Source organism: Streptomyces sp. NPDC050388 (genome assembly GCF_040655635.1).
In the GTDB taxonomy this organism is placed as follows: domain Bacteria; phylum Actinomycetota; class Actinomycetes; order Streptomycetales; family Streptomycetaceae; genus Streptomyces.
Genome location: NZ_JBFAKH010000024.1, coordinates 1 through 22,136, shown reverse-complemented (window position 1 = coordinate 22,136; position 22,136 = coordinate 1). Strand labels below are relative to the sequence as shown.

Below are 22,136 nucleotides of genomic sequence, written 5' to 3'. Positions count from 1 at the left end.
CGGTGGAGTCGGTCACGCCTCTCCTGCTCTTCGTCGGTTCCCTGCCGGGCAGTCGGGCCCGGTCAGTGCGCGGCAGCCGCCCTGGTGAGTGCGTCTGCAGCCGTCTCGATGTCGGCCGTCGCAGTCCAGCGCCCCAGGGAGAACCGCAACGTTCCGAGCGCCTGCTTGCTGTCCAAGCCCATGGCGGTCAGGACCGGGGAAGGAATGTGGGTGCCGCTGTGGCAGGCCGAACCGGTGGAGGCGGCGATCTCGGGTATGGCGGAGAGGAGTTCGTTTCCGAGGACTCCGTCGACACTGACGTTCAACGTGTTCGGCAGGCACTCCTTCTCGGGGCCGTTGAGGTGGAGGCGGGCCGGCAGAGCCGTTGCCAGTCGCTGGTGGAGGTCGTCGCGCAGACCTGCGATCCGGGCGGATGCGCCGTCGGCGAGTTCGGCTGCGGCGAGCTGTGCGGCGGCGCCCAGGGCTACGTTCTCCGTCCCGGCACGCAGCCCGCGCTCCTGTCCGCCGCCGTAGACGACCGGCTCAAGGTTCACGCCGTCACGCACGTACAGCGCGGCAGCGCCCTTCGGGGCGTACATCTTGTGTCCGACCAGGGTGGGCAGGTCCACGCCCAGCACCGAGACATCGAGGGGGACCTTCCCTACCGCCTGGGCGGCATCGCAGTGGAACAGGGCGCCGAACTCATGGGCCGGTACTGCGAGTTCGGTGATCGACTGGAGGGCTCCGGTCTCGTTGTCGGCAGCCATCACCGACACCAGCACCGTGTCGTCGGTGAGCGCGGCGGCCAGCGCGGCGGGGTCGACCAAGCCGTCGCGGTCGACCGGCGGCACGGTCACGCGTACGCCGTGCAGGCGCTCCAGCACACGGCAGGTCTCCAGGGCCGCCGGGTGCTCGGTGACCTGCGTGATCACATGTGGGCGGGGCGGCCGGAGGCGAGGACCGCGCCGCGCAGCGCGAGCAGGTCCGCCTCAGAACCGGAGGCGGTGAACACCATCTCGTCCGGGCGGGCACCGATCAGGCCGGCGACCTGCGCGCGGGCCGCCGACAGGGCAGCCTTCGGCTCGGCGCCGTAGGGGTGGCTGCTGGAGGGGTTGCCGAAGAAGTCCGTCAGATACGGCGCCATCGCCTCCGCGACCCGTGGATCGGCGGGCGTGGTGGCGTTGTAGTCCAGGTGGACCGGCCCACCGGCCGGCCCCGGATGTCCCGGCACGGAGCTGCCGGTCATGCCAGGTCCCCGGCATCGACGGGCAGATCGGCCAGGCGCCACTCCAGCATGCCGTCGTCCAGGCGGATCGCCCGCCGTCCGCGACCGGTCAGCAGCCGCACGGCGTCGTAGGCGAGCACGCAGTACTCGCCGCGGCAGTACACGACGATCTCCGTCTCCTCGGGCAACTCATTGATCCGGTCGGCCAGTTCGTCGACCGGAATGGAGCGCGCGCCGGGAATGTGTCCGGCGAGGTACTCCTCGATCGGCCGGACGTCCAGCACCACCACATCCCCGGCCGCCACGCGGGCGCGCAGCTCCTCGCGGCTGACCTCCCCTGCGCCGCCCTCCCCGAGGTAAGCGTCCCGGGCTGTGGGTACGGCTGCCTGGTGGGCTTCGGCGACCTTGCGCAGCAGCGCGAACAGCCGGGCCACGTCGTCGCCGGCGAGCCGGTAGTGGATGCGCACGCCCTCACGGCGGGTGGCGACGAAACCGGCCTGCTTGAGGATCTGCAGATGCGCCGAGGCCGTCGTCAGGTTCAGCCCTGCCGCCTTGGCCAGCGCGTCGACCGTGCGCTCGCCCTGGGCCAGCAGATCGAGCAGTTCCAGGCGCTTTCCGCTGGCCAGCGCCTTGCCGCTGGCTGCGAACGCGTCGTACAGCTGCGCCTTCGTGCCGGCCGTGGTGTTTCCCGCCATGACATCCTCCATAAATCCATGGAATAGTGTAAGTGACGGTAAAGGCACACGCCCCTCGCATCCGAACCTTGGAGAACCCGATGGGCTTCGCCGACGACCACCTGATACCCCTGGTCGACGAAGGCCTGGGCAACAGCGCCTACCTCGTCGACCTCGGCGACGGACGCGCCCTGGCCGTGGACGCCGGCCGCGACCTGCGCACCCTGCGGGAGGCCGTCGAGCGCCGCGGCTTGACCGTGGCGTACGCGGCGGACACCCACCTGCATGCCGACTTCCTCTCCGGAGCCGTCCAGCTCGCCCACGACCAGGACGCGACCGTACTGGCCTCCGCCGCCGGACACCGCGCCTTCCCCTACCGCGGTCTGTCCGACAGCGACGAGGTCGACCTGGGCGGCCTGACGCTGCGGGCCCTGGCCACTCCCGGCCACACGGACGAGCACCTGTCCTTCCTGCTCCTGGACGGCTCCCGCAAACTCGGTGTCTTCACCGGCGGCTCACTGATCGTCAACTCCGCCGCCCGCACCGACCTCCTCGGATCCGAGCGGACCGAGGAACTGGCACGCGCCCAGTACCGCTCACTCGAGCGCCTCGCCACGCTGCCGGACAGGGTCGCGGTGTGGCCCACCCATGGCGCGGGCTCCTTCTGCTCGGCCCCGCCCGGCAGTGAACGCACCTCCACCATCGGCGTGCAGAAGCAGAGCAACCCGCTGCTGGCCGCCCCGGACGAGAACACCTTCGTACGCCGACTGCTGGACGGTCTGGGCAGCTACCCGGCCTATTTCAACCGGCTCGCAGACGCCAACCGCCGCGGCCCCGCCGTCCTCACGTCCGCTCCGATGCTGCCTGCCCTCGGCGCCGAACAGGTCATGTCCCTGCTAGCCGACGGCGGATACGTCGTCGACGTGCGCCCCGCAGCCGACTACGCGGCCGGCCACATCCCTGGATCCCTGTCCATCCCCCTGCACGGCCAGTTCGCCACCTGGCTGGGATGGCTGCTGCCCGACACTGCTCCGCTCGCCTTCGTCACCGATGACGACCAGGACCTGAACGAGATCGTCTGGCAGGCGTACAAGATCGGATATGAGCGTCTCGCCGGACGTCTGGCTGGTGGCATGACCGCCTGGCTGGCCGACGACAACCGGCAGACCACCACCGCGTTCGTCACCGCCGACCGCGCCGAGGACCGCCCCTACCTCGACGTACGGCAGGAAGCGGAGTTCGCCGCCGGGCACGTCCCCGGCGCCGTGCACATCGAACTCGGCGGTCTCGCCGCTCACACCGTCGACGCCCCCGTGAGGCCGGTCGTAGCCTGCGGGCACGGCGAGCGCGCCATGACCGCCGCCAGCCTCCTCGAACGCGCGGGCCACACCGACATCGCCGTACTCGACGGCGGACCGGCCGACTACGCAGCCGTCCAGGGCCGCCGGCTCACCGAAGGCAGCGCCCGGTGAGCTTCACCACCGAGGCCGCCACCCGGCCCGTCCGCCTCGGCCTACGGGAGAACTGGCTCCAGTTCACCCTGCTGGTCACCGTCAACATCTGCGTCGGCGGCCTGGTCGGCCTGGAACGCACCACCGTCCCACTCATCGGCACCGAGACCTTCGGCATCACCAGCGACCTGGCCGTCTTCTCCTTCATCATCGCCTTTGGTGTCACGAAGGCGATGACCAACCTCGCCGCCGGCGCGCTGACCGCCCGCTTCCGCCGCAAGCAGCTCCTCGTCACCGGTTGGCTGATCGGCACCCCCGTCCCCTTCGCCCTCGCCTGGGCGCCGTCCTGGGGCTGGATCGTCGCCGCGAACGTCCTGCTCGGCCTCAACCAGGGCCTGACCTGGTCAATGACCGTCAACATGAAGATCGACCTGGTCGGCCCGGCCCGCCGCGGCCTGGCCACCGGCCTGAACGAGGCCGCCGGATACACCGCGGTCGGCGTCACCGCCCTGCTCACCGGCTACCTGGCCACCACCCACGGCCTGCGCCCCACCCCCGAACTCATCGGTGTCGTCTTCGTCGCCGCCGGCCTCGCCCTGGCCCTGGTCGTCCGCGACACCGCCGCCCACGTCGCCCTGGAAATCGCCCAGCACACCAAGCCACTGCCCAGCGACGAAGGCATCGGTCTCAAGGCGACCTTCGCCCTCACTTCCTTCCGTAACCGCTCCCTGCGCGGCGCCAGCCAGGCCGGCCTGGTCAACAACCTCAATGACGGCCTGACCTGGGGCGTCTTCCCACTCCTCTTCACCGACCACGGCCTCGGCCTCGCCGCCGTCGGCCTGATCAAGGGGCTCTACCCGATCCTGTGGGGGCTCGGTCAGATCCCTACCGGTCACCTCGCCGACCGCATCGGCCGCAAACCGCTGATCGTCTACGGCATGCTCGTCCAGGCCGTCGGCTTCGTCCTCGCCCTGGCCCTCCTCGACCGCCCCCTGCTGGCCGGCATCCTCTCAGCGGTGTTCCTCGGTATCGGCACCGCCATGGTCTACCCGGCCCTGATCGCCTCCGTCTCCGACCACGCCCACCCCGCCTGGCGCGCCAACGCCCTGGGCACGTACCGCTTCTGGCGCGACATCGGCTACGCCGCCGGCGCACTGGTCGCCGGCATCCTGGCAGACGCCCTCGGCCTGAACGCAACCGTCGTCGCGGCCGCCGTCCTCACCGCCGCGTCCGGACTGCTCGCCGCGCGCTGGATCACCGACCACCGGGCAGCATCTGGGTGATGCGCCACAGGCGACGCGGCAGCTCGCCTTCCTCGAAGGCGAACACACAGCACGGAAGTCGCGTCGGTCGAGGGGAGGACCGCGTGGATGTCACAGTCCGCGGTGAGGACCACGTTCACCGCGTCAGTGAGGTCCAGGTCGAGCACGCTGCGGCGGACACGGACCGACCGGGCGGCGCCCAGGTGGTCCTCCGTGACCTCCGGCATGACGGCACGGCTCCGGGTGCGCCGAGTCAAGGGCGGCCAGAGGCCGAACGTATCGGCAGTGACAACGCTTACGCGGCAGTTCCGGGATGCGGGGCCGGAGCCCGCCTCCCGGTCGACCGCGTCCACAATCGCGTCACGGGCCTCCGCCCTGGACGGCGTACGACCCGAGCCCTTCCGGTGTCGCCCGACAGCGTCGCGAAACGGCCGGTTCGACCGGCTGGTGCCCACGCCCCGGCGGCTCGCCGCCGCGGAGCCCCCACTGACCACGACGCCCGGGACAGGGCGCCACGGGCCGGCCTGCCGGGACCACACGCCCCCCAGCGGCCGACAGGGCCGACAGGGGGTCGCGTGACGCCCTGAACCCTATGCCTCCTGAGTGGGGCGGCGGCGCCTCCCGGTGCCGGCGGCGAAGACCGCACCCATGGCGAGGGAGAGGGCGGCGCCGCCGATGGCCCAGGTGGTGGCGGCGTCGGCGCCGGTCTGGGCGAGCTGGCCACCGGTGGTGGTCGGGGTGCCGGTGGTGCCGGTGGTGCCGGTGTCGGTGACCTGCTGAGCACCGCCGGTGGCGGGCTCGGGGTCGTTGCCGGTGGTACTGCCGGTGGTGTCGTCCCCGGTGGCACCGGTGGTGTCGTCCCCGGCGCCACCGGTGTCGCCGGTTTCGTCGCCGGGCTCACTGCCTCCGTCGGGGGACGCAGCGACGATCTTCGTGGGATAGGTCATCGTCTCGGACGTGAACCACGTGTCTGTGCCCTCGTGGTAGGTGAAGCCGACGGTGTGGAGCTTCAGAGGACCCGGCGCCGCGTCCTCGGTGAAGCGCATCCGCAGCTTGACCTCGGTCTTCTCGTCCGCGTCGAGCGGAAGCCCGCCGACGCTCATGCTGTGGACCTCCTCCGACCCGTCGACCTCGACCGGGTACCAGCCCTCGACGCCGTTCTCGTCCAGGCCGTAAGCCTCGATCTTGATCTGGGAGGCCTCGAGCCAGGCGCCCTGTCCCAGCCCGCGTGTCATGTTCAGACCGACGACGTACCCGTACTCGTCGACGGCTCCCCGGCCGGTGTTGTCGACGTGCATCGTCAGCTCGGTCCAGTCGGCCCCGGCGGTGAAACCGGAGGCCGGGACGCCGTCCAGCGTCAGCTTCGCACCCTCGGCGTCGACCTCGCCTTCCCCGCCCTCGCCGTCCGGCGCGGCGTCACCGATCGCGCTCTGGTACCAGTTCGCGGCCGACACGACGTCACCGTCCGCGTTGCCGCCCTGGCCGGTGGTGTACAGCTCGATCGGGACCTGCGGAGCGTCGGAGGTGAAGCCGATCCGCACGCTCAGGTACATCTCCTCGTCGGAGGCGACGTCGAATTTCCCGAACTCGATCTCGAAGACCCCGGGCCCGCGGTCGAGGCGAAGCGCCGCCGGACGCCACCTGCCGTCCGAGCCCTGTACCTCGGCCGTGATGTGCGAGGACTTCAGCGCGCCGGTCTCCTCGGAGATGCCGAGGGCCGGAACGTAACCGGACACCGAGGCACGGTCCCCGTTGTTGACCAGCACGGTCAGCTCCTGCAGGCTCCCGCCGGGCTCGAAGCTCGTCGGGACCTGCCAGTCCCGCATCCAGATCTCCGGGCCCTCGGTGAAGCCCGCGGAGACGACGTCGGTGTCGGTCGCGCCCTCCTTGGACGCGGAGTCCGGCACCTCGACCGGCGGGTTCTCCTGGGCGAGTGCGGGCGTGGCCGTGAGGACGGTCGGGCCGACCACGGCGGCAGCCGCAAGGACGGCCATGCGTCTCAGCTTCATGTACTTCCCCTCCAATGCGTCCGGGCACCGGGCCCGGCCCCCTACGTCCATGATCGGCACAGGCTAGCCCCCGGGTCTGACGCTCCGGGGAAGGGGGGACGAAGGTAACGACGCAGGTAACGAAGGCACTACGACGGCGCTCGCTCCCTTGTGGCACAGAGCTCAAGCGCTTACGAGGCCGGGAGCGACGGAACCCCGAGGGCGGTCCCGACGGCGGGGCGCGCCTCTTCGTCAAGGTCTCCCCTTCGCACCGGCCTCCCGGGCGACGTCTGTTCGGCGGACTCGTGGACGGCGTGGATCCTGCCGACCTTCTCCTCGGTCGAGGTGTGCGACTGGAGGTTGACGTCGGCCGCCTGCGCGGTCAGCGCGACAGTCAACGGGGCAAAAACGCCCCCGTCAGGAAGCAGGACGGGGAGACACCACACCGCCTGACGACCCGTCGGCCAGTCGCCCTTCACCGCACCCGTTCCCTTGCCTGCCCGCCCGACAGGGGTCCCGCACCCGGCGCCCCGTGGGTCGGCGTACCCAAGTGGGAAGGCGGCAAAGAAAGTTCACGGAACGTCACTCTTCCGTTGCGGTGAATCGAAGATACGATCTTCAAACAACCTCTGGTGCAGAAGTGGTTCCTCCATGAAGACGATGCCCGACCCGGGCCATGCCGACGGTGCGTCCGGGGCTTCACGCCCCCGTACCGCCGCTCCCCCGGTCCTCCCCCCGTCGCACAGCTCTTGACGTCCTACGCCTCGCGCCCACCGGACACCGACCCACCGCCGACTCAAAGGTTTTCCATGGCTCGTTCCCCCGCGTCCCCTCCCGAACCCCGAGGGAGCAGATCCCTTTGGGCAGTGGCTCTGGTGCTCACGCTCCTCGCGTTCTCGGCGGCCGTGGTGCCCGTCGCCCGCATCGGCGTGGCCGCGGCCGTGGCCCATGCGGCCGTTTCCCTTCTGGCCCTCGGCTGCCTCGTCCGCCTGAGCGGGCAGCACCGGGCAAGCGCGGCGGAGGCGGCACGCCTGCACACCGAGATACGTGAGCGGGAGGCGGAGGCCGCGCGCCGCGATGCCCACTGGCACGCGTATGTGCGCAAGCAATCCGGTGCGGCCCTCCAGGAAGCGGAGTTCCTCGTGGCGAAGCGGCTTCCCGCCGCTCTTGCCAGGAACGAGGTCCCCTCGTCGCCGAAGAGCGAGGAGCCGCTGGTGGTGGAGCTCTCCCAGTGGTTCGACAAGCTGCTCTCGGATGTGTCCGAGGCGATCGACGACCGTGAGGAGTCGCAGCGCATCGCGCTGGTGGAGCTGGCGAGCCGGATTCAGACCTCGGCGCACCGGATCCAGGCCACGATCACGGGTGTGGCGGAGCGCCACCCCGGCGACTCGGGCCTGCTCGAGGCCACGATGCAGGTGGACCACGCGGCGACGCAGCAGGCCAGGCACGCCCAGAGTCTCAAGGTGCTGTGCGGGGAGTGGCCCGGCCAGCAGTGGCAGAAGCCGCTGGCGCTGGTCGACGTGGTGCGCGCCGCTTCGGGCCGGATCGTCTCGTTCAAGCGTGTCGAGGTGACCGGCGATCCCGATGTCGGCATCACCGCGTCGGTGGTCGAACCCCTGATCCATCTCGTCGCGGAACTGCTCGCCAACGCGACCGAGTACTCACCGCCGAGGACCAGCGTGTCGGTCACCGTGCGCACGGTGCAGCGCGGCGCGGTCATCGAGGTGGACGACGGCGGCCTGGGCCTGGACGAGTACCGGCTGACCGAGGCGCGCGAGATCGTCTCGGGCCGCCGCCTTCTGGGCGTCGGAGACGTCGGCGAGATCCCGCAGACCGGTTTCGCGGTGGTCGGCCGCTTCGCGCACCGGCACGGCTTCGGCGTCGACCTCGGTCCGTCACCGTACGGTGGCGTCCGCGCGGTGATCCTGGTGCCTCTCGAGCTCCTGAAGGCCCTCGAACCCGCCGGGGCGCCCGGCGGGCGCGTGCTCCCCGCACAGCCCCCTGCTCCACCGGTGCCGACGCCTCCGGCCACCGCGCCCTCCCCCGAGTCCCCGCCGGCCGCCGCCTCCGATCACGCCGTTCCCGCACAGGCCCCGGAGCCCGCCGCCGAGCCCGCCCCGTCGGCCGGGCCGCCCCCGCCCGCCACGCGTGCTCCGGGCGCCCGTCACCGCCGGCTGCCCCAGCGCCGGTCGCGGCGTGACGGGTACGTCCCCGCGGTGGAGGAGGCGCCGACCGCCGTCACTCCGCCGGGTTCGCCGGAGGACGCGGGCGACTGGATGGAGCAGTTCTTCGAGGGCGGCCGGACCGCGTCCCCCTCGACCGGATCCGCGCCCCCGCCGTCCGGAGCCGTGCCTCCGGACCCCACCTCGTACGGCCCCCCGTACAGCACCTCCCCCGACCCCGATTCCCCGGAAGGACAGATGTGAGCATGCATTACGTGGAGAACCCCGAGCAGCGCGGCTGGATGATCTCCGAGGTCACCGCGGTGCCCGGCGTACGGCTGGCGATCGTCTTCAGTTCCGACGGTCTGCTGCTGGCCAACTCGGAGGGCGTGGACCGTGACCTGGCCGACCGGCTGTCGGCGAGCTGTTCGGGTCTTCAGTCGCTCGGCCGTGGTCTCGGGCGGGAGTTCGGTGAGGACGGCGGCACCGTGCACCAGCAGATGGTGGAGTTCAACGGGGGTTTCCTGTTCATGCGCAGTGCCAGCGGCGCGCATCTCGCCGTGGTGACGGGACCGGTGGTCGACCCCAAGCTCGTCGCGCGGCAGATGCAGGCGCAGGTGATGAAGATCGGCGCGCACAACCTCAGCAGCCCGCCGCGCCAGGGCTCCGCGTGAGCGGGTCGGGAGAGGGCTTCACGAACGGCGCATTACGCCCGTACGTGATCACCAAGGGGCGCTCCCGGCCCTCCCGCAACACCATCGGCGTCGAAACACTCCTGATCGCGGTCGACCCTCCCCGGGCCCTCCCCCTCTCCGCCACCAGGGAGGAGATCGCCCTCGTGCGGATGTGCGAGCGACTCCTGTCGCTGGTGGAGGCCGCCGCCCATCTCCACCTGCCCGTCAGTCTGGTGAAGGTGCTGGCGTCCGACCTCGTCGACAGCGGACACCTGTCCGCGCGCTCCGGTGTTCCACGGGCCGCACAGCCCGACAAGCAACTGCTACAGGAGGTACTGGATGGTCTCCGTCGGCTCCGCTGACCGTTACTTGCCCGACACGGTGCAGCAGGCCGTCAAGATCCTCGTCGTGGGCGCGTTCGGCGTGGGCAAGACGACGTTCGTCGGGTCCGTCAGCGAGATCGAACCGCTGCGCACGGAGGAGGTCATGACGGAAGCGAGTGTGGGCGTCGACGAACTGGCCGGTCTGGAAGGCAAGACGACCACCACCGTCGCCATGGACTTCGGCCGTGTCACGCTCAGCTCCCGGCTGGTCATGTATCTGTTCGGAACCCCGGGACAGCGGCGGTTCTGGGATCTGTGGGAGGGGCTGGCCGAGGGCGCGCTGGGGGTGCTCGTGCTGATCGACACCCGCCGACTGGAGGACAGCTTCGACGTCCTGGAGCAACTGGAGATCCGGGGACTGCCGTTCGCGGTGGCGGTCAACCAGTTCCCGGACAGTGAGATGTACTCCGACGAGGAGCTGCGCGGCGCACTCGATCTGCTCCCGGAGACACCCATCGTGACCTGCGACGCCCGCGACCGGACCTCATCGGCCGATGCCCTGATCACCCTGGTGCAACACGTGTCGGGCATGGGCGCGGCGGGGGCCGCCTCGTGAGCATGCTGCCGCCGCCGGGGTGCCCGGCGCACGCACACCACGGCACCGGTCCGGTTCCGCTCGCCGCCGTGGTCGGGTCCTCCGATCCGCGTGCGGTGTACCGCGACCTCCGCGAGAAGTGGGGCAGCGTCGCGAAGGTCGAGCTGGAGCCGGGTGTGCCCGCCTGGCTGGTGATGGGGTACCGGGAGATGCTGACCATCACCCGGCAGGAGCAGTTGTACTCCCGCGACGCCCGCAACTGGCGCGATCTCAACGAGGGGATCGTCCCGCCGTATTCGGGGCTCCTGCCGATGATGGGCTGGCGTGCCAACGTCATCGGGGCCGACGGCCCCGAGCACCGGCGCCTGCGCAAGCCCCTCGACGACGGCATCGCGCGGATGGACCAGCGCAGGGTGCGTCGTGAGGTGGAGGCGCTGTGCACGGAGCTGATCGCGGCGTTCTCCGAGCGCGGCAGCGCCGATCTGGTCAACGAGTACGCCACGATCGTCCCGATGCTCTCCCTCGCCTCGCTGTTCGGCCTGGACAGCGTGGAGGGCCGCGAACTGCTCGACGCGCTCATCGCCCTGTTCGGCAGCGCGGACGACTCCCAGGCGGGCAACCGCACCTTCGAGCAGATCCTCCTCGACACGGTGCGCGAGCGTCGGCGGAATCCGGCCGACGACATGACGACGGTCTTCATCAACCACCCGAACCTGCGCAACGAGGCGGAGCGGTTGCAGTCGATCGTCGTGATGATCTCCGCGGGCAACGAGACGGTCACGGCGTGGATCTCCCACACGCTCCGTCTCATGCTCACGGATCCGCGGTTCGCCGCCCGGCTGCACGGCGGACAGCTCGGCGTGGACGACGCACTCGACGAGGCGCTGTGGCGCGATCCGCCCATGAACAACATGCCCGCCCGGTACGCGCTCCACGACACCGAGCTGGGAGGCCGGCTCATCCGCCGCGGCGACTGCCTCATCCTCGGGCTCGCCGCCGCGAACGACGATCCGGAGGTCCGGCAGGACGGTCCGGACGACGGGTGGGGCAACCGCTCTCATCTGGCCTTCTCCGCGGGCCCGCACATGTGTCCCGCACAGGTGCCCGCACGGCTGATCACCCGTACCGCGGTGCAGACCGCTCTGCATCTGCTGCCGGACATGAGACTCGCCGTCTCCGCGGACGAGCTGGCCTGGCGCCCCTCTCCCTGGACCAGGGTGCCGGTGGCACTGCCCACCGCGTTCTCCGCGGCCCGCATCTCGACCCGCGTGCCGACCGGCACGGGGCTGTGAATCCTCGAACCCCCACATCCGAGAAGACCCCCGCACGGCGGCGGGTCCTCAAGACCCCCGAGACCTCCGAGACCCTCGAGACCCTCGAGACCCTCGAGACCCTCAAGACAAGGAGCAGCCCAGCATGACGTCGCCCACGAACTCCTCCGCCGAGGGGCACGTACCCGTCATCACCCTGGATCCGCACGGAAAGGACCATCACGGCGAGGCCGCCAGGCTCCGCGAACTGGGCCCCGTGGTCCGGGTCCGGCTGCCCGGGGAGGTGACGGCCTGGTCGGTGACCGACCACGCCCTGCTGAACGACATGGTCACCGATGCTCGTTTCAGCAAGGACTGGCGCAACTGGAACGCCATCATCCGGGGTGAGATAGCGGACGGCTGGCCGCTCATCGGCATGGTGAAGGTCACCAACATGGTGACCTCGGACGGCCAGGAGCACCGCCGTCTGCGCAAACTCGTCACCCAGACGTTCACCCCGCGCCGGGTGCAGGAGCTGCGTCCCCGTATCCAGCAGATCGTGGAGCAGTTGCTGGACGACCTGCCGTCGCACGCCGCGGCCGACGGCAGCGTCGACCTCCGCCGGCACTTCGCGCACCCCGTGCCCATGCAGGTCATCTGCGAACTGTTCGGGGTGCCGGCCGACGAGCGTCCTCGTCTGCAGGAGCTGATGGACAACATCTTCCGCTCCGATCTGCTGCCCGAGGAGGTCCAGGCGAGCCAGATCGAGCAGTACGAGCTGCTGGCGCGGGTGGTCGAGGGCCGTAGGCGTGAGCCGGGCGACGACCTCACCAGCGCGCTGATCGCGGCCCGTGCCGCCGACCCGGACGCGCTGAGCGAGGAGGAGTTGGTCGGCACGCTGCTGCTCATGCTCTCGGCAGGGCAGGAAACCACGCTGAGCCTGATCACCAACGCGGTCCGCGCGCTGCTGACCCATCCCGACCAGCGGGAGCTCGCCGTACGGGGGGACGCGGAGACCTGGGCGAACGTGGTGGAGGAGACGCTGCGCTGGGACGCTCCGATCGGCAACTTCCCGTTCCGCTATCCACTGGAGGATGTCGAGATCGCCGGGGTACGCATCCCGAAGGGCGAGGCGATCATGGCTCCGTTCAGCGCTGTCGGACGTGACACCGCCCAGCACGGCGAGGACGCCGACCGCTTCGACATCACCCGGGAGCAGCGCAGGCACCTGGCCTTCAGCAACGGTCCGCACTTCTGCCTCGGCGCACCACTGGCACGTCTGGAGGCGGCACTTGCCCTTCCCGCGGTGTTCGAGCGGTATCCGGACCTGTCGTTGGCCGTCGATCCGGACGACCTCGTGCCGGTGCCGTCCCTGTTCTCGAACAGTTCCTCGACGCTGCCGGTGCGGCTCGGGAGCTGAGCCACTGCGCGGCCCGGCGGACGGGGGGTTCCGCCGGGCCGTTGGTGGATCGCGCCCGCCGCCTACGACCCGCTGTGGAAGAAGCCCGACTTCAGGTCCCCGATGACGGAGTCGAGCGGGTGCCCGCTGACGATCAACGGTCCGCTCCAGGGCGCGCTGAGTGCGAAGAGCAACGCCAGGCTCAGCCCGACCACACTCGCCACACCCGCGACGAGCAGTGACGTGCGCAGACTGCTGCGGAAGACCAGTGCGCCGGAGTTCACGATCAGGGCCAGTCCGCTGACCACCAGCGTGACGACGTAGAGCGTGGGAACCTCGCGCGAGGCGGCCGCGATGCGGGCGCGACGACTGTTGGTGACCTCGTCCAGGGAAACCACCAGCTCCGTGCCCGTCGTGCTCCCCACCGCGGGCCGGGCCGCCTCGGTGCGCACGGTCCGCTCCAGCCGTGCGATCGCGTGAGCGGTGGCCGGGTCGTCGCCGGACGCCGCTGCCGGACTCTTCCACTCCTTGGCACGCGTGGTCTGCAAGTAGTCCAGCAGCGCCGCATGGATCGGCTCCGACTGGACTCGCGGACTTGTCGCCGCCCATGCCAGGCGGGAGGCCGCGGCCGCCTCGTCGCTCACCAGCCCCTCTGCCGCACGCAGGTAGCCGGCCTCGCTGGCCAGTGAGAGTGCCGCGAAGATCGCGAAGGCAGCGCCGAGTGTCGGCATCAGGGGTGTGACGATCTGCGGCACCCGGTCCCGTTCCTCGACCGGTACGAGCATCCGGACGCCGATCCGCGCCACGGCCGCGACCAGCAAGGCGAGCAAGAGCCCGCCCACCACCAGCACCGCCGGCGGCAGCGAGGTCAACCAGTCCACCACATCACCCACAGCGCGTTCGCACGAGCACCCCGCGGTGGCGCCACATCGGCCCCGCGGCCCGGAGCTCCTCGTCGGTCACCTTCGAGGAACGCCCCATGGTCACAGGCCGAAGGCCTTCGACGCTCGCGACGCCCGGCACGGCATCTCGTTTCGTCGGCCGAACAGCCGAGTGCGGCCCCGTACGAGGCCGTACCGGCGTCCTCGGCGGCCGCCCGCAGCGCGTCCGGGGGAGCCGGCCCCGACCTGCCCGGCCCGAAGACCACCGCGGCCGCTCCCGAGCCGGCGGCATCGCGCACGGTGTCGACGGCTACGGCCCGCTGCGCCCGTCTCGCTTTCCGTCTCATCCGACCTTGAGTCCGCCGCAGATGCCCGCAGCCTCCCGAGCCGGGAGCGCGGGTGCGGTTCTCGTCACCCGCTCCACGAGAGACGAAGAGAGCCCCAGACCGTCGGCCCGGGGCTTCCTCGTCGTCAGCGGGTCCGCGCCCACACCGCCGGCAGACCCGCCACGGCCGTGCCCGCCCCGTGGCACGTGCCCCGGAGGAACTGGGCGGCCCCGCTGCGGCGTCCCCCCTGCCCGGCCGCTCCGTTCAGCACCCTTCGGCCCCCTCACGTCGGTGCGTCGTGTGACGGTGAGTGGAGGAGGAGTCACGGAAACGGCGCGAGGCGTGTGCACGCGGGCCTGCTGAGCACCCGGCTCGCCTCGTCACCGGGTGGCGGTGGCCGGGAGGGTCAGGTTCAGTCGATAGCCGCCGTCCGTCGTGGGGCCGCAGGTGACGGTGCCGCCGAGGAGCTCGGCACGCTGGCGCAGGCCGACCAGGCCGTGGTTGGCGCCGGGGAGGGAAAGGGCGGACCGCGTCGGCGGTGAGTTGGTGACGGTGACGCGGACCGTCGCCTGCTCGTGGCGGATGCGTACGACCGCTGTCGCGCCGGGCGCGTGCTTCCGCACGTTGGTCAGCGCCTCCTGGACGGTGCGGTAGATGGCGCGCTGGACCGGCGGTGGCAGGCTGTCCGGCAGGTCCGTCCGCAGCTCGGTCTCGATACCGCTGTTGTCGACCAGCCGCTGGAGATCGGCGAGGGAGGGCTGCGGAACCAGTTCCACCGGATCGCCCCCGGCGGTGCGCAGGACGCTGACCATGTGCCGCAGCTCTTCCAGCGTCTGCACGCTCAGCTTCCGGATCGTGGCCGCGGCCTGCCGGACTTCGGCGTCGCGGCTGCCGACCTGGAGTGCTCCGGCCCGCACCGCGATGAGGCTGACCTGGTGAGCGACGACGTCGTGCATTTCGCGGGCGAGCGTCGTGCGTTCCCTGGCCAGCACGGTCTGGGCGGTCAGCTGCCGCTCGTGGTCGCGTGCCCGGGAGATCTCCACGAGTCGCAACGACAGATCGCGCCGGGCCTGCACGAGCTGACCGAGGAAGACCGGCGCGGCCGCCGTCGCCGCCGTGTAGCCCAGGGCGATGAAGGTCGCCGGTGTCGAGAAGTCGAATCCCGGCGAGGGCAACGAGATCAGATCGCTGAAGGTGAACGCCACGGCGCAGACGACCAGCAGGGTGCGGCCACGAGTGAGCGAGGCGAGCGTGTACAGCGCGGCCAGGGCGGCGAAGACCGAGTCGGAGAGGATGACGGCGGGAAGGGTGAACAGGAACGTGAGCCTCGGCAGGCGCCGGCGCAGGAGGAGGGCGAACGCGGCGACCAGGGCGCAGGCCGTGCGCAGCGGTTCGGAGGCCTCGGCATGGGCCCAGACATCGAGCAGTGCCGCCCCGACCAGGGCGGCATCCAGCAGCGGGGCGGGCGGGCGGCGGGTGCTCATGGTTCCTCCTGGTCCCGCGGCGGTCTGAGGAAGCCGGCGCGTTCCGCGAGCAGGGCGGCCTGGACGCGGCTGCCCACCTCCAGCTTGGTGAGGACGGCGCTCACATGGTCCTTGACCGTGCCGGTGCTCAGGTGTATCCGGGCGGCGATGTCGGCGTTGGTCAGGCCCTCGGCGACGGCTGCGAGTACGGCACGCTCGCGGTCGGTGAGCCGGTCGAGGCTGCGGACGGCCTCCTGCTGCGGGCCGGCGCTCAGGTAGCCGTCCACGACGGTTCGGGTGACTTCCGACGACAGGACGGTGCCGCCGTCTGCCAGGGCCCGTACCAGGGAGGGCAGTTGCTCCGGATCGGTGTCCTTGAGCAGGAAGCCGGCGGCACCCGAGCGAAGTGCCGCGGTGACGTACTCGTCCATGCCGAACGTCGTGAGCATGGCCACCACCGGAGGGTGCGGCAGTCCGCGGAGGCCGGCCAGGACGGTGAGGCCGTCCACGTCGGGCATGCGGATGTCCAGCAGTACGACGGCGGGGCGTCGTTCCTGTGCCGTTCGGACCGCCTGGCCGCCGGGGACCGCCGCCACGACCTCGATGTCGTCCGCCGCCTCGAGGATGTGCTGGAAGCCGGTACGGATCAGCGCCTCGTCGTCGACCACCATCACCCGGATCATGCGTGCTCCACTCGCCGTCGGGACCCACCGTCCGATGCGTACCCACCGCCGGGCGCGCTTCCCGGTGCGGAGACCGACAGCCGCCAGGTGGCGGGGCTGTTCCAGCCGGTCGGCGGGAGGGCTCCGGACATGTGCCGGATGGGTTCCTGAGCGGCGGTGCCCGACTGTGGAGACAGCAGTCGGTGCCTCGTGTCACCACCCGGACCACACGCCTGTTCCCAAGGGCTTGATCACAGTGAGGAGAGCAGCCGGATGCCGATCAGTCTGACGTTTCTCCGTTCGATCGCCGCGGACCACACGAGCGGACCGCTCTTCGACGACGTCGCGGTGCGCGCGCACGGCCCGGCCGGCGCAGACGTCACCGGAGCGGTCCTGCCCCGACACTCGACGGCCGTCCGGGCGCCTTCCCTCCGCTGCGCGCGGACCGCTCATGCTCTCGCCCTCAGGACCGAGGTGGAGCCCGCGCTGCGCGACTTCGACCCCGGCATGTGGCGCGGCCGTACCACTGCCGAAGTCGCCGCCACCGACCCCCACGGGCTCTCCGCCCTGCTGACGGACCCGGATGCCGTACCCCACGGGGGCGAATCCGTGCGCCAGCTCTGCCGACGGGTCGCGGACTGGCTCGACGGCCTGCCGCCGCACGCGGGGCACGTGGTGGCCGTCACCGAACCGGCCGTGGCCCGGGCCGCGCTGGTCCACGCCCTGTCGGAACCGGTGCGCGCGTTCTGGCACATCACGGTGCCGCCGGCCGCGGTGTCCCTGTCCTCCCGGGACGGCCGTTGGCACGTGCGCCCCGGCACCACGCCCCGGGTCGGGCCGGGCCGTCTTCCTGCTGCGGGCATGAGGCCCCGGTGGGCGGGAAGCCGTGGTGCTGCCGGGTCGCGGCTGAACGCACCCACCCTGTGCGGCCACATCGGGCCGTCTCCGGGCGGCCCCTGCGGCAAGGCGTCGGGCTCGCCGCACATCCGCTGAGCGCCGCTCTCGGCTCGGCGACCCTGACGCACCACGCACCCCCGGCGCTCCCACAGCGTGCCCATGCAGTGGTGCTCGGCTCCCACCTGGCACATCCCGGGCAGGCTCCCTCTCAGGTCAGGGCGTACGGCAAGCCGGCGCGATGTCCTCGCCGGCCGACTGTGCGCGGGCGGCGGTGACGACCGATGCGATGTGACGGCAACGGCGCCCAGGACGGCCTCCCCCGGCCGACTTGTCCAAGATGATCCGGTCGGGTGAGGTGCGCCGACGAACAGCGGCTACGGCAGCTGCAGGCCCCGCCGAACCGGGCCGATCACCTCGGCGCGGCGGACTTCTGGAACCGCACCCCGCAACACCGGCGGTCCGAACTGCCGGCCGTCGCCTCGACGGCGGTCTTCTCGACCCACCCGCGGCAACGGGGCTCCCCGGAGTCGAAGCCGGCGGGCGCGGCCCACCCCCCACATGCCTCCGGTGACCACGTGAGGACCGGTCGCCCACGGGTACTCGGGAGGCCGAACGGCGGTGAACGCACCGCCCACTCCCCGGAGGGATGGTCCCATGACCCAGCATGTCAGCGACGTCATGACGAGTGCCCCGGTGACCGTCGAGCCCCAGACCTCGGTGACGGCCGTGGCCCGGATGATGCGGGACGAGGACATCGGTGCCGTCCTGGTCACCGAGGGCGAGCGGCTGCGCGGCCTGGTCAGCGACCGCGACCTGGTGGTGCGCGCCCTGGCCGGCGGCGGCGACCCCGACCGGACCACGGCGGCCGAGGCGTGCAGCGCCGACCTGGTCACCGTGGGCCCCGACGACGAACTGACCCTCGCGATCCGGGTGATGCGCGAGCACGCGGTCCGCCGGGTGCCGGTCGTCGACGAAGGCCAACACGTGGTGGGCATCGTCTCCCTCGGCGACCTGGCCATCGAACGCGACCCCGAGTCGGCCCTCGGCGGCATCAGCGCCGCCGAGCCCAACCAGTAGTGCGCCCCCGACATGAGGGTGGTGCGATTTCCGGGGAACCGCCCCGTAGGCGGATGGCAGACGAGCGCCGAGAGGAGCGTGCGCCATGACGACTCCTGATCCCGATCCGAGGCGAACCCCGGGGATCGAGCCGGGCGGCGGCGTGTCCCCCGGCGAGACGCCACCCGCCGAAGGCGGCACCTACGGCATCTCGTACCCGGAGCCGCACGAACCGCGCAAAGGGTGGGGGACGATGGCCATCGTTCTGATCATGGCGGTGGTGGTGCTGGTGGCGATCGGCCTGATCGCCATGGTGGTGGCCCTGGTCACGTGACGCCTCCCGCGGCGCGCAGGGGCTGCAGGAGCGCACCGAGCCGTCGCTCGGCGGTGACTCCCCGGCCGGTCGTCGGCGTGGCGACCCCGTCGGGAGCGACGGAGCCGACGGTGATCCCGTGCTCGCTCCGTGCCGGCGCCATGACCTGGGTGAGCAGCTCGAGCCCCCTCATACAGCGAGGAAGGGCGACAGGGGGCCGGTCGGCCCTGTCGGCCGAGCGGCTCGGCCGACAGGGCCGACGAATCCGGGGATCCGGCCGCTTCCGGAAGCCGAGGGGAGCCGAGCTGTTCGTTCGGCTCGTTCGGCTCGACTTCCTGTCTCGCGTCCCGGGTCGTCAGACTGCCGAACCGGGCTCTTCGGGCCGGATGCGTCCTCGCCAGGCGCCCGTCTCCCCGCCGCGCTGTTCGATGTAGTCCTTGAAACGGTGCAGGTCTCCCTTGACCCGCCGGTCGATCACGCCCAGCATGTCCGCGCCCTTCTCGGCCATGCCGGTGGGCTCGACGTCCATCGTGAGCTCCACGCGGGTGCGGGTGTCGTCCAGCCGCTCGAACCTGACCGATCCCCGTTGCCGGGTATCGCCGTCGACGACCCGCCAGGTGATCCGGTCGTCCGCCAACTGGTCGACGATCTCGGTGTCGAACTCGCGCCGCACCCCGCCGATACTGGTCTTCCAGTGGTTGTGCCGCTCGTCGAGCTGCCGCACCTCCTCGACGCCCTCCATGAACTTCGGGAAGTCCTCGAACTGCGTCCACTGGTTGTAGGCGGTGTGGACGGGCACCTCGACGTCCACCGTCTCCTTCACCGTGCTCACTGACTCCTCCTTACTCGCTTACCGCTCACTCGCGGTCGTTCGGGCACGACGCCGGGTACCCAGGTCCAGGGACATGAAGACCCGGATCAAGCCCGGTTCACGTTCGTCGGACACGACGTGCCGGCGCAGATCGCCCGTGAGCGGGAGGTCCTCGCGGCGGCCCGCGCCGCGGACGCGCACGACTTCGTCACCGCTCTGCCGGAGGGCTGCGACACCGTCGTGGGCCGGCGCGGCAGGCTGCTGCCCGGAGGCCGGGCGCCGGCGCCCGGCGATCGCCCGGGCCACGATCCGCGACGCGCCCGTGGGCACCCGGTGCCGCCTGCCGCGTGCGCTCGCCACCGCGATCGAGGCGTGCCTGGAACCGGACCCCGCCGCCCGGCCCGGCCTCGGTTCCCTCGCCGCGGCGTTCGACGCGCTGCCGCCCTCCCACCGCGGGAACGTGGAACCACCGGCGCCCGAGCCGACCCTCGGACAATCCCTGCGCAATGGTGCTACGTATGAGGAACATGCATCATTTTGGGCTTTCTCTGGAGCAGATGCCCGATGACGCGCTGCTGGCGGGACTGACGACCGGCGACCCCGAGTTCGCGGTGGCGTTCGTCCGCCGGTTCCAGCACAAGGTCTTCGGGGTGGCCATGACGGTCACCGGCGACGCCCAGCTCGCGGAGGACGTGGCCCAGCAGACCTTCGAACAGGCCTGGCGCCACGCCCAGGTCTACGACTCGCGCCGCGGATCGGTCCGTACCTGGTTGGCGGCCATCGCCCACAACCTGGCGATCGACGCCGTGCGCTCCCGCAGGGCCGTCCCCGTGGACCCCACCCGGATGGCGCCGCTGCTGGAAGTGACCACCGAGACCCCCGAGCGGCTGGCGGTGGCCGACGAGGAGTCGGCCGAGTTGCGGCGGGCCATCGCGGAGCTGCCACCGGGCCAGGCCCGTGCCATCGTCATGGCCGGCATCTACGGCATGACCGCGCAGCAAGTGGCGGACCTGGAGCAGATACCCCTCGGCACCGCCAAGACCCGGATCAGGACGGCGCTGGCCAAACTGCGCGAGACCCTGACGCACAGGCAGGACACGACATCATGACCGGCGACGACGCCTTCGCGTGCCGACGGCTGCGGGACAGCGCCGCCGAAGTGGCGCTGGGAGTACTGCCCGCCCAGGAGCGCGCCGCTGTCCTGGCCCACCTGCAGCGTTGCCCCGCCTGCCGGGAGAGCGTCCGGGAGCTGGCGCGCACGGCCGACGAACTGCTCCACCTGGTTCCCGGACGCGAGCCGCCGGAGGGGTTCGAAACCCGCGTGCTCCAGCGCATCGGACTGTCGCCCCGACGCCGTCGCCGGACACTGCGCCAACGGTTCGCCCTCGGCCTCGCAGCCGCTGTGGCAGCCGCGACGCTGGCCGTGGGCGGATGGGCGATCGGCGTCACCTCCGCGTCCTCACCGTCCGACACCGGCCCCGCCCGGCCCGACCGGCTGCTCAGCGCCGGCCTCACCTCCCACAGCCAGGACGTCGGACGCGTCTTCGCCTACACGGGTCGGCCGCACTGGCTGTACGTGTCGGTGGACGCCGACAACCTCCCCGCGCGCGTCCGGGCGGCCCTTCACGGCACACTCACCTGCCAGATCGAACGGGCGGACGGTTCCACCGCCGCCATCGGCACCTTCTCCCTGGCCGCCGGCTACGCCCAGTGGGTCACCCCCTATCCCGACGGCTCGTCGCCCGTGACCGAGGTGCACCTGCTCGCGGCCGACAGGTCGGTCGTGGCCCACGCCACCCTCCATCCGTCCGACTGAGCTGCGTCGGCCAGGGCCCCGCCCGGCCGGCCTCGTGGCCCACCTCCGATCGGGTTCCGGCGGAACCCCGGTCGGATCCTGGTGCTCCGATCGCGAAGAACGCGGCGGGCCGTGTCCGCGCCTTCGTCGGCCCTACGCCGTGGTTCGGCTTCCAACGGGTGAATCCGGCCGCTCGGTGGGCGACGGCCGACGTGACAACGGGAAGGTCATTCCGCACACCGACAATCGATGAGCACGGAGCGTTCCCCATGCCGAAGTTCCTCATCCAGGCCACCTACACGTCCGAAGGCACGAAGGGCCTGCTCAAGGACGGCGCGAGCGGCCGCCGCGCCGCCGTCGACCAGGTCGTCACCGGCCTCGGCGGGAAGGTCGAGGCCATGTACTTCGCCTTCGGGGAGGACGACACCGTGATCATCGTCGACCTCCCCGACGCGGTCTCCATGGCCGCCGTCAGTCTCGCCGTCAAGGCCAGCGGCGCCCTCCAGACCCGGGCCACCCCGCTCCTCACCCTCGACGAGATCGACGAGGCCACCCGCCGAGAGGTCACCTTCCGCGCCCCCGGCGCGTAGCCGAAGCCACGGGTGTTTCCGCTGAGACCCGATCTCTCCATCGGCGACCGAGTGCCCGGGGAATTCGATGGCGCGCGTCGGACGGGTTCCGCACGCTGTCACCGTGGGAGAACTCAAGCACCGGATCCACGCCCGACTGAAGCTTCCCCTTGATGTTGGACACCTGGAGACTGGGACGTGAGGTTCCAGAGGAAGTAGTGCCAGGTGGGAAGTAAGAGCAACCGCAGCAGGCGGTACACGGAGGAGTTCAAGCGGGACGCGGTCGCCCTCGTCCGCTCCTCCGGCAGGACCGTCACCGAGGTGGCCCGGGAACTCGGCGTCAGCGCCGAGGGGCTGCGCAACTGGGTCAGGCAGGATCAG

General features: G+C 71.4%; 26 protein-coding genes and 2 pseudogenes. 16 read left to right on the top strand and 12 right to left on the bottom strand.

From position 1 onward, the window contains the following. Nucleotides 1-62: 62 nt before the first annotated feature. From AB0I73_RS16100 to AB0I73_RS16090, 3 genes are read right to left on the bottom strand one after another with little or no spacing between them, the layout of a single operon-like run. The gene (locus AB0I73_RS16100) at nt 63-911 is read right to left on the bottom strand and encodes an aminotransferase class V-fold PLP-dependent enzyme (protein ID WP_363037745.1); all 849 of its coding nucleotides are present in this window, start codon (nt 909-911) and stop codon (nt 63-65) included. Beyond that, entirely contained in the window at nt 908-1,225 is a 318-nt protein-coding gene (locus AB0I73_RS16095) for an aminotransferase class V-fold PLP-dependent enzyme (RefSeq protein WP_363037743.1), read from the bottom strand. Before AB0I73_RS16095 ends, AB0I73_RS16100 begins: the two co-directional genes overlap by 4 nt. Further along, nucleotides 1,222-1,899, bottom strand: a complete 678-nt coding sequence (locus AB0I73_RS16090; protein WP_363037741.1) for a metalloregulator ArsR/SmtB family transcription factor — start codon at nt 1,897-1,899, stop codon at nt 1,222-1,224. The genes AB0I73_RS16095 and AB0I73_RS16090 overlap by 4 nt, the downstream gene beginning before the upstream one ends. A 68-nt stretch (nt 1,900-1,967) precedes the next feature. Between AB0I73_RS16090 and AB0I73_RS16085 the strand changes: the two genes are divergently transcribed. Both AB0I73_RS16085 and AB0I73_RS16080 read left to right on the top strand, forming a co-directional pair. Then, the gene (locus tag AB0I73_RS16085) at nt 1,968-3,350 is read left to right on the top strand and encodes an MBL fold metallo-hydrolase (protein WP_363037739.1); all 1,383 of its coding nucleotides are present in this window, start codon (nt 1,968-1,970) and stop codon (nt 3,348-3,350) included. Next, nucleotides 3,347-4,612, top strand: coding sequence for an MFS transporter (locus tag AB0I73_RS16080; protein ID WP_363037737.1), 1,266 nt, complete (start codon nt 3,347-3,349; stop codon nt 4,610-4,612). Before AB0I73_RS16085 ends, AB0I73_RS16080 begins: the two co-directional genes overlap by 4 nt. 45 nt (nt 4,613-4,657) lie before the next feature. Here AB0I73_RS16080 and AB0I73_RS16075 read toward each other — a convergent pair. The 3 genes and pseudogenes from AB0I73_RS16075 to AB0I73_RS16065 form a co-directional block, all read right to left on the bottom strand. Beyond that, a pseudogene (locus tag AB0I73_RS16075) lies at nt 4,658-4,836 on the bottom strand (VapC toxin family PIN domain ribonuclease); the annotation flags it as partial. A 345-nt stretch (nt 4,837-5,181) separates the two neighbouring features. Further along, the gene (locus AB0I73_RS16070; RefSeq protein ID WP_363037735.1) at nt 5,182-6,600 is read right to left on the bottom strand and encodes a hypothetical protein; all 1,419 of its coding nucleotides are present in this window, start codon (nt 6,598-6,600) and stop codon (nt 5,182-5,184) included. Nucleotides 6,601-6,770: 170 nt separating this feature from the next. Further along, nucleotides 6,771-6,977 carry a hypothetical protein gene (locus AB0I73_RS16065; protein WP_363037733.1) on the bottom strand — a complete coding sequence of 69 codons (207 nt, stop codon included), beginning with the start codon at nt 6,975-6,977 and terminating at the stop codon, nt 6,771-6,773. Between the two features lie 468 nt (nt 6,978-7,445). Between AB0I73_RS16065 and AB0I73_RS16060 the strand changes: the two genes are divergently transcribed. From AB0I73_RS16060 to AB0I73_RS16035, 6 genes are all read left to right on the top strand, one after another. Beyond that, entirely contained in the window at nt 7,446-9,005 is a 1,560-nt protein-coding gene (locus tag AB0I73_RS16060; RefSeq protein WP_363037731.1) for an ATP-binding protein, read from the top strand. A gap of 2 nt (nt 9,006-9,007) precedes the next feature. Next, a complete protein-coding gene (locus AB0I73_RS16055; protein WP_363037729.1) occupies nt 9,008-9,415 on the top strand; it encodes a roadblock/LC7 domain-containing protein in 408 nt (135 codons plus the stop codon). After that, nucleotides 9,412-9,777, top strand: coding sequence for a DUF742 domain-containing protein (locus AB0I73_RS16050; RefSeq protein WP_363037727.1), 366 nt, complete (start codon nt 9,412-9,414; stop codon nt 9,775-9,777). Before AB0I73_RS16055 ends, AB0I73_RS16050 begins: the two co-directional genes overlap by 4 nt. Continuing rightward, nucleotides 9,755-10,354: an ATP/GTP-binding protein gene (locus AB0I73_RS16045; RefSeq protein WP_363037725.1), complete on the top strand. Its 600-nt coding sequence runs from the start codon at nt 9,755-9,757 to the stop codon at nt 10,352-10,354. Before AB0I73_RS16050 ends, AB0I73_RS16045 begins: the two co-directional genes overlap by 23 nt. Then, nucleotides 10,351-11,625, top strand: a complete 1,275-nt coding sequence (locus AB0I73_RS16040) for a cytochrome P450 (protein WP_363037723.1) — start codon at nt 10,351-10,353, stop codon at nt 11,623-11,625. Before AB0I73_RS16045 ends, AB0I73_RS16040 begins: the two co-directional genes overlap by 4 nt. 124 nt (nt 11,626-11,749) lie before the next feature. Further along, nucleotides 11,750-13,003 (top strand): cytochrome P450, encoded by a 1,254-nt coding sequence (locus AB0I73_RS16035; RefSeq protein WP_363037721.1) that lies wholly within the window; start codon nt 11,750-11,752, stop codon nt 13,001-13,003. Nucleotides 13,004-13,065: 62 nt separating this feature from the next. Here AB0I73_RS16035 and AB0I73_RS16030 read toward each other — a convergent pair whose 3' ends face one another. The 3 genes from AB0I73_RS16030 to AB0I73_RS16020 form a co-directional block, all read right to left on the bottom strand. After that, nucleotides 13,066-13,875: a hypothetical protein gene (locus AB0I73_RS16030; protein ID WP_363037719.1), complete on the bottom strand. Its 810-nt coding sequence runs from the start codon at nt 13,873-13,875 to the stop codon at nt 13,066-13,068. A gap of 694 nt (nt 13,876-14,569) precedes the next feature. Continuing rightward, nucleotides 14,570-15,673 (bottom strand): histidine kinase, encoded by a 1,104-nt coding sequence (locus AB0I73_RS16025; protein WP_363037717.1) that lies wholly within the window; start codon nt 15,671-15,673, stop codon nt 14,570-14,572. After that, nucleotides 15,670-16,335, bottom strand: a complete 666-nt coding sequence (locus AB0I73_RS16020; protein WP_363037715.1) for a response regulator transcription factor — start codon at nt 16,333-16,335, stop codon at nt 15,670-15,672. The genes AB0I73_RS16025 and AB0I73_RS16020 overlap by 4 nt, the downstream gene beginning before the upstream one ends. A gap of 252 nt (nt 16,336-16,587) precedes the next feature. On the opposite strand from AB0I73_RS16020, the gene AB0I73_RS16015 reads away from it, so the two are divergent. The 4 genes and pseudogenes from AB0I73_RS16015 (at nt 16,588) to AB0I73_RS16000 (ending at nt 18,601) form a co-directional block, all read left to right on the top strand. After that, complete coding sequence (locus AB0I73_RS16015) at nt 16,588-17,307, top strand: histidine phosphatase family protein (protein ID WP_363037713.1); 720 nt, start codon at nt 16,588-16,590, stop codon at nt 17,305-17,307. 254 nt (nt 17,308-17,561) lie between these two features. After that, nucleotides 17,562-17,750 (top strand): annotated as a pseudogene (locus tag AB0I73_RS16010) (DUF6766 family protein); the annotation flags it as partial. A gap of 115 nt (nt 17,751-17,865) precedes the next feature. Continuing rightward, on the top strand, nt 17,866-18,288 hold the full coding sequence (locus tag AB0I73_RS16005; protein WP_363037711.1) for a CBS domain-containing protein: 423 nt from the start codon (nt 17,866-17,868) through the stop codon (nt 18,286-18,288). Between the two features lie 85 nt (nt 18,289-18,373). Then, the gene (locus AB0I73_RS16000; protein WP_363037709.1) at nt 18,374-18,601 is read left to right on the top strand and encodes a DUF6480 family protein; all 228 of its coding nucleotides are present in this window, start codon (nt 18,374-18,376) and stop codon (nt 18,599-18,601) included. Here AB0I73_RS16000 and AB0I73_RS15995 read toward each other — a convergent pair. The 3 genes from AB0I73_RS15995 to AB0I73_RS15985 all read right to left on the bottom strand — a co-directional run bounded on the left by AB0I73_RS15995 (nt 18,594) and on the right by AB0I73_RS15985 (nt 19,721). Beyond that, nucleotides 18,594-18,773 carry a hypothetical protein gene (locus AB0I73_RS15995; protein WP_363037706.1) on the bottom strand — a complete coding sequence of 60 codons (180 nt, stop codon included), beginning with the start codon at nt 18,771-18,773 and terminating at the stop codon, nt 18,594-18,596. The genes AB0I73_RS16000 and AB0I73_RS15995 overlap by 8 nt on opposite strands. Nucleotides 18,774-18,935: 162 nt before the next feature. Next, nucleotides 18,936-19,412 (bottom strand): SRPBCC family protein, encoded by a 477-nt coding sequence (locus tag AB0I73_RS15990; RefSeq protein WP_363037704.1) that lies wholly within the window; start codon nt 19,410-19,412, stop codon nt 18,936-18,938. Between the two features lie 18 nt (nt 19,413-19,430). Beyond that, nucleotides 19,431-19,721 carry a hypothetical protein gene (locus AB0I73_RS15985; protein ID WP_363037702.1) on the bottom strand — a complete coding sequence of 97 codons (291 nt, stop codon included), beginning with the start codon at nt 19,719-19,721 and terminating at the stop codon, nt 19,431-19,433. Nucleotides 19,722-19,948: 227 nt separating this feature from the next. Between AB0I73_RS15985 and AB0I73_RS15980 the strand changes: the two genes are divergently transcribed. From AB0I73_RS15980 to AB0I73_RS15965, 4 genes are all read left to right on the top strand, one after another. Beyond that, on the top strand, nt 19,949-20,500 hold the full coding sequence (locus tag AB0I73_RS15980) for an RNA polymerase sigma factor (RefSeq protein ID WP_363037700.1): 552 nt from the start codon (nt 19,949-19,951) through the stop codon (nt 20,498-20,500). Next, nucleotides 20,497-21,207, top strand: a complete 711-nt coding sequence (locus AB0I73_RS15975) for a zf-HC2 domain-containing protein (RefSeq protein WP_363037698.1) — start codon at nt 20,497-20,499, stop codon at nt 21,205-21,207. Before AB0I73_RS15980 ends, AB0I73_RS15975 begins: the two co-directional genes overlap by 4 nt. Nucleotides 21,208-21,455: 248 nt before the next feature. Further along, a complete protein-coding gene (locus AB0I73_RS15970; RefSeq protein WP_363037696.1) occupies nt 21,456-21,776 on the top strand; it encodes a GYD domain-containing protein in 321 nt (106 codons plus the stop codon). Nucleotides 21,777-21,980: 204 nt separating this feature from the next. Then, on the top strand, nt 21,981-22,136 hold a 156-nt coding region (locus AB0I73_RS15965), incomplete at its 3' end, for a transposase (protein WP_363037880.1).

Coding starts and splice junctions, on each gene's coding strand:
- AB0I73_RS16045 (WP_363037725.1), top strand. CDS start 9,755: ATGGTCTCCGTCGGCTCCGCTGACCGTTACTTGCCCGACACGGTGCAG.
- AB0I73_RS16020 (WP_363037715.1), bottom strand. CDS start 16,335: ATGATCCGGGTGATGGTGGTCGACGACGAGGCGCTGATCCGTACCGGC.
- AB0I73_RS15975 (WP_363037698.1), top strand. CDS start 20,497: ATGACCGGCGACGACGCCTTCGCGTGCCGACGGCTGCGGGACAGCGCC.
- AB0I73_RS16015 (WP_363037713.1), top strand. CDS start 16,588: ATGCCGATCAGTCTGACGTTTCTCCGTTCGATCGCCGCGGACCACACG.
- AB0I73_RS16095 (WP_363037743.1), bottom strand. CDS start 1,225: ATGACCGGCAGCTCCGTGCCGGGACATCCGGGGCCGGCCGGTGGGCCG.
- AB0I73_RS16070 (WP_363037735.1), bottom strand. CDS start 6,600: ATGAAGCTGAGACGCATGGCCGTCCTTGCGGCTGCCGCCGTGGTCGGC.
- AB0I73_RS16055 (WP_363037729.1), top strand. CDS start 9,008: ATGCATTACGTGGAGAACCCCGAGCAGCGCGGCTGGATGATCTCCGAG.
- AB0I73_RS16000 (WP_363037709.1), top strand. CDS start 18,374: ATGACGACTCCTGATCCCGATCCGAGGCGAACCCCGGGGATCGAGCCG.
- AB0I73_RS15980 (WP_363037700.1), top strand. CDS start 19,949: ATGCCCGATGACGCGCTGCTGGCGGGACTGACGACCGGCGACCCCGAG.
- AB0I73_RS16035 (WP_363037721.1), top strand. CDS start 11,750: ATGACGTCGCCCACGAACTCCTCCGCCGAGGGGCACGTACCCGTCATC.
- AB0I73_RS16090 (WP_363037741.1), bottom strand. CDS start 1,899: ATGGCGGGAAACACCACGGCCGGCACGAAGGCGCAGCTGTACGACGCG.
- AB0I73_RS16025 (WP_363037717.1), bottom strand. CDS start 15,673: ATGAGCACCCGCCGCCCGCCCGCCCCGCTGCTGGATGCCGCCCTGGTC.
- AB0I73_RS15995 (WP_363037706.1), bottom strand. CDS start 18,773: ATGAGGGGGCTCGAGCTGCTCACCCAGGTCATGGCGCCGGCACGGAGC.
- AB0I73_RS16005 (WP_363037711.1), top strand. CDS start 17,866: ATGACCCAGCATGTCAGCGACGTCATGACGAGTGCCCCGGTGACCGTC.
- AB0I73_RS15970 (WP_363037696.1), top strand. CDS start 21,456: ATGCCGAAGTTCCTCATCCAGGCCACCTACACGTCCGAAGGCACGAAG.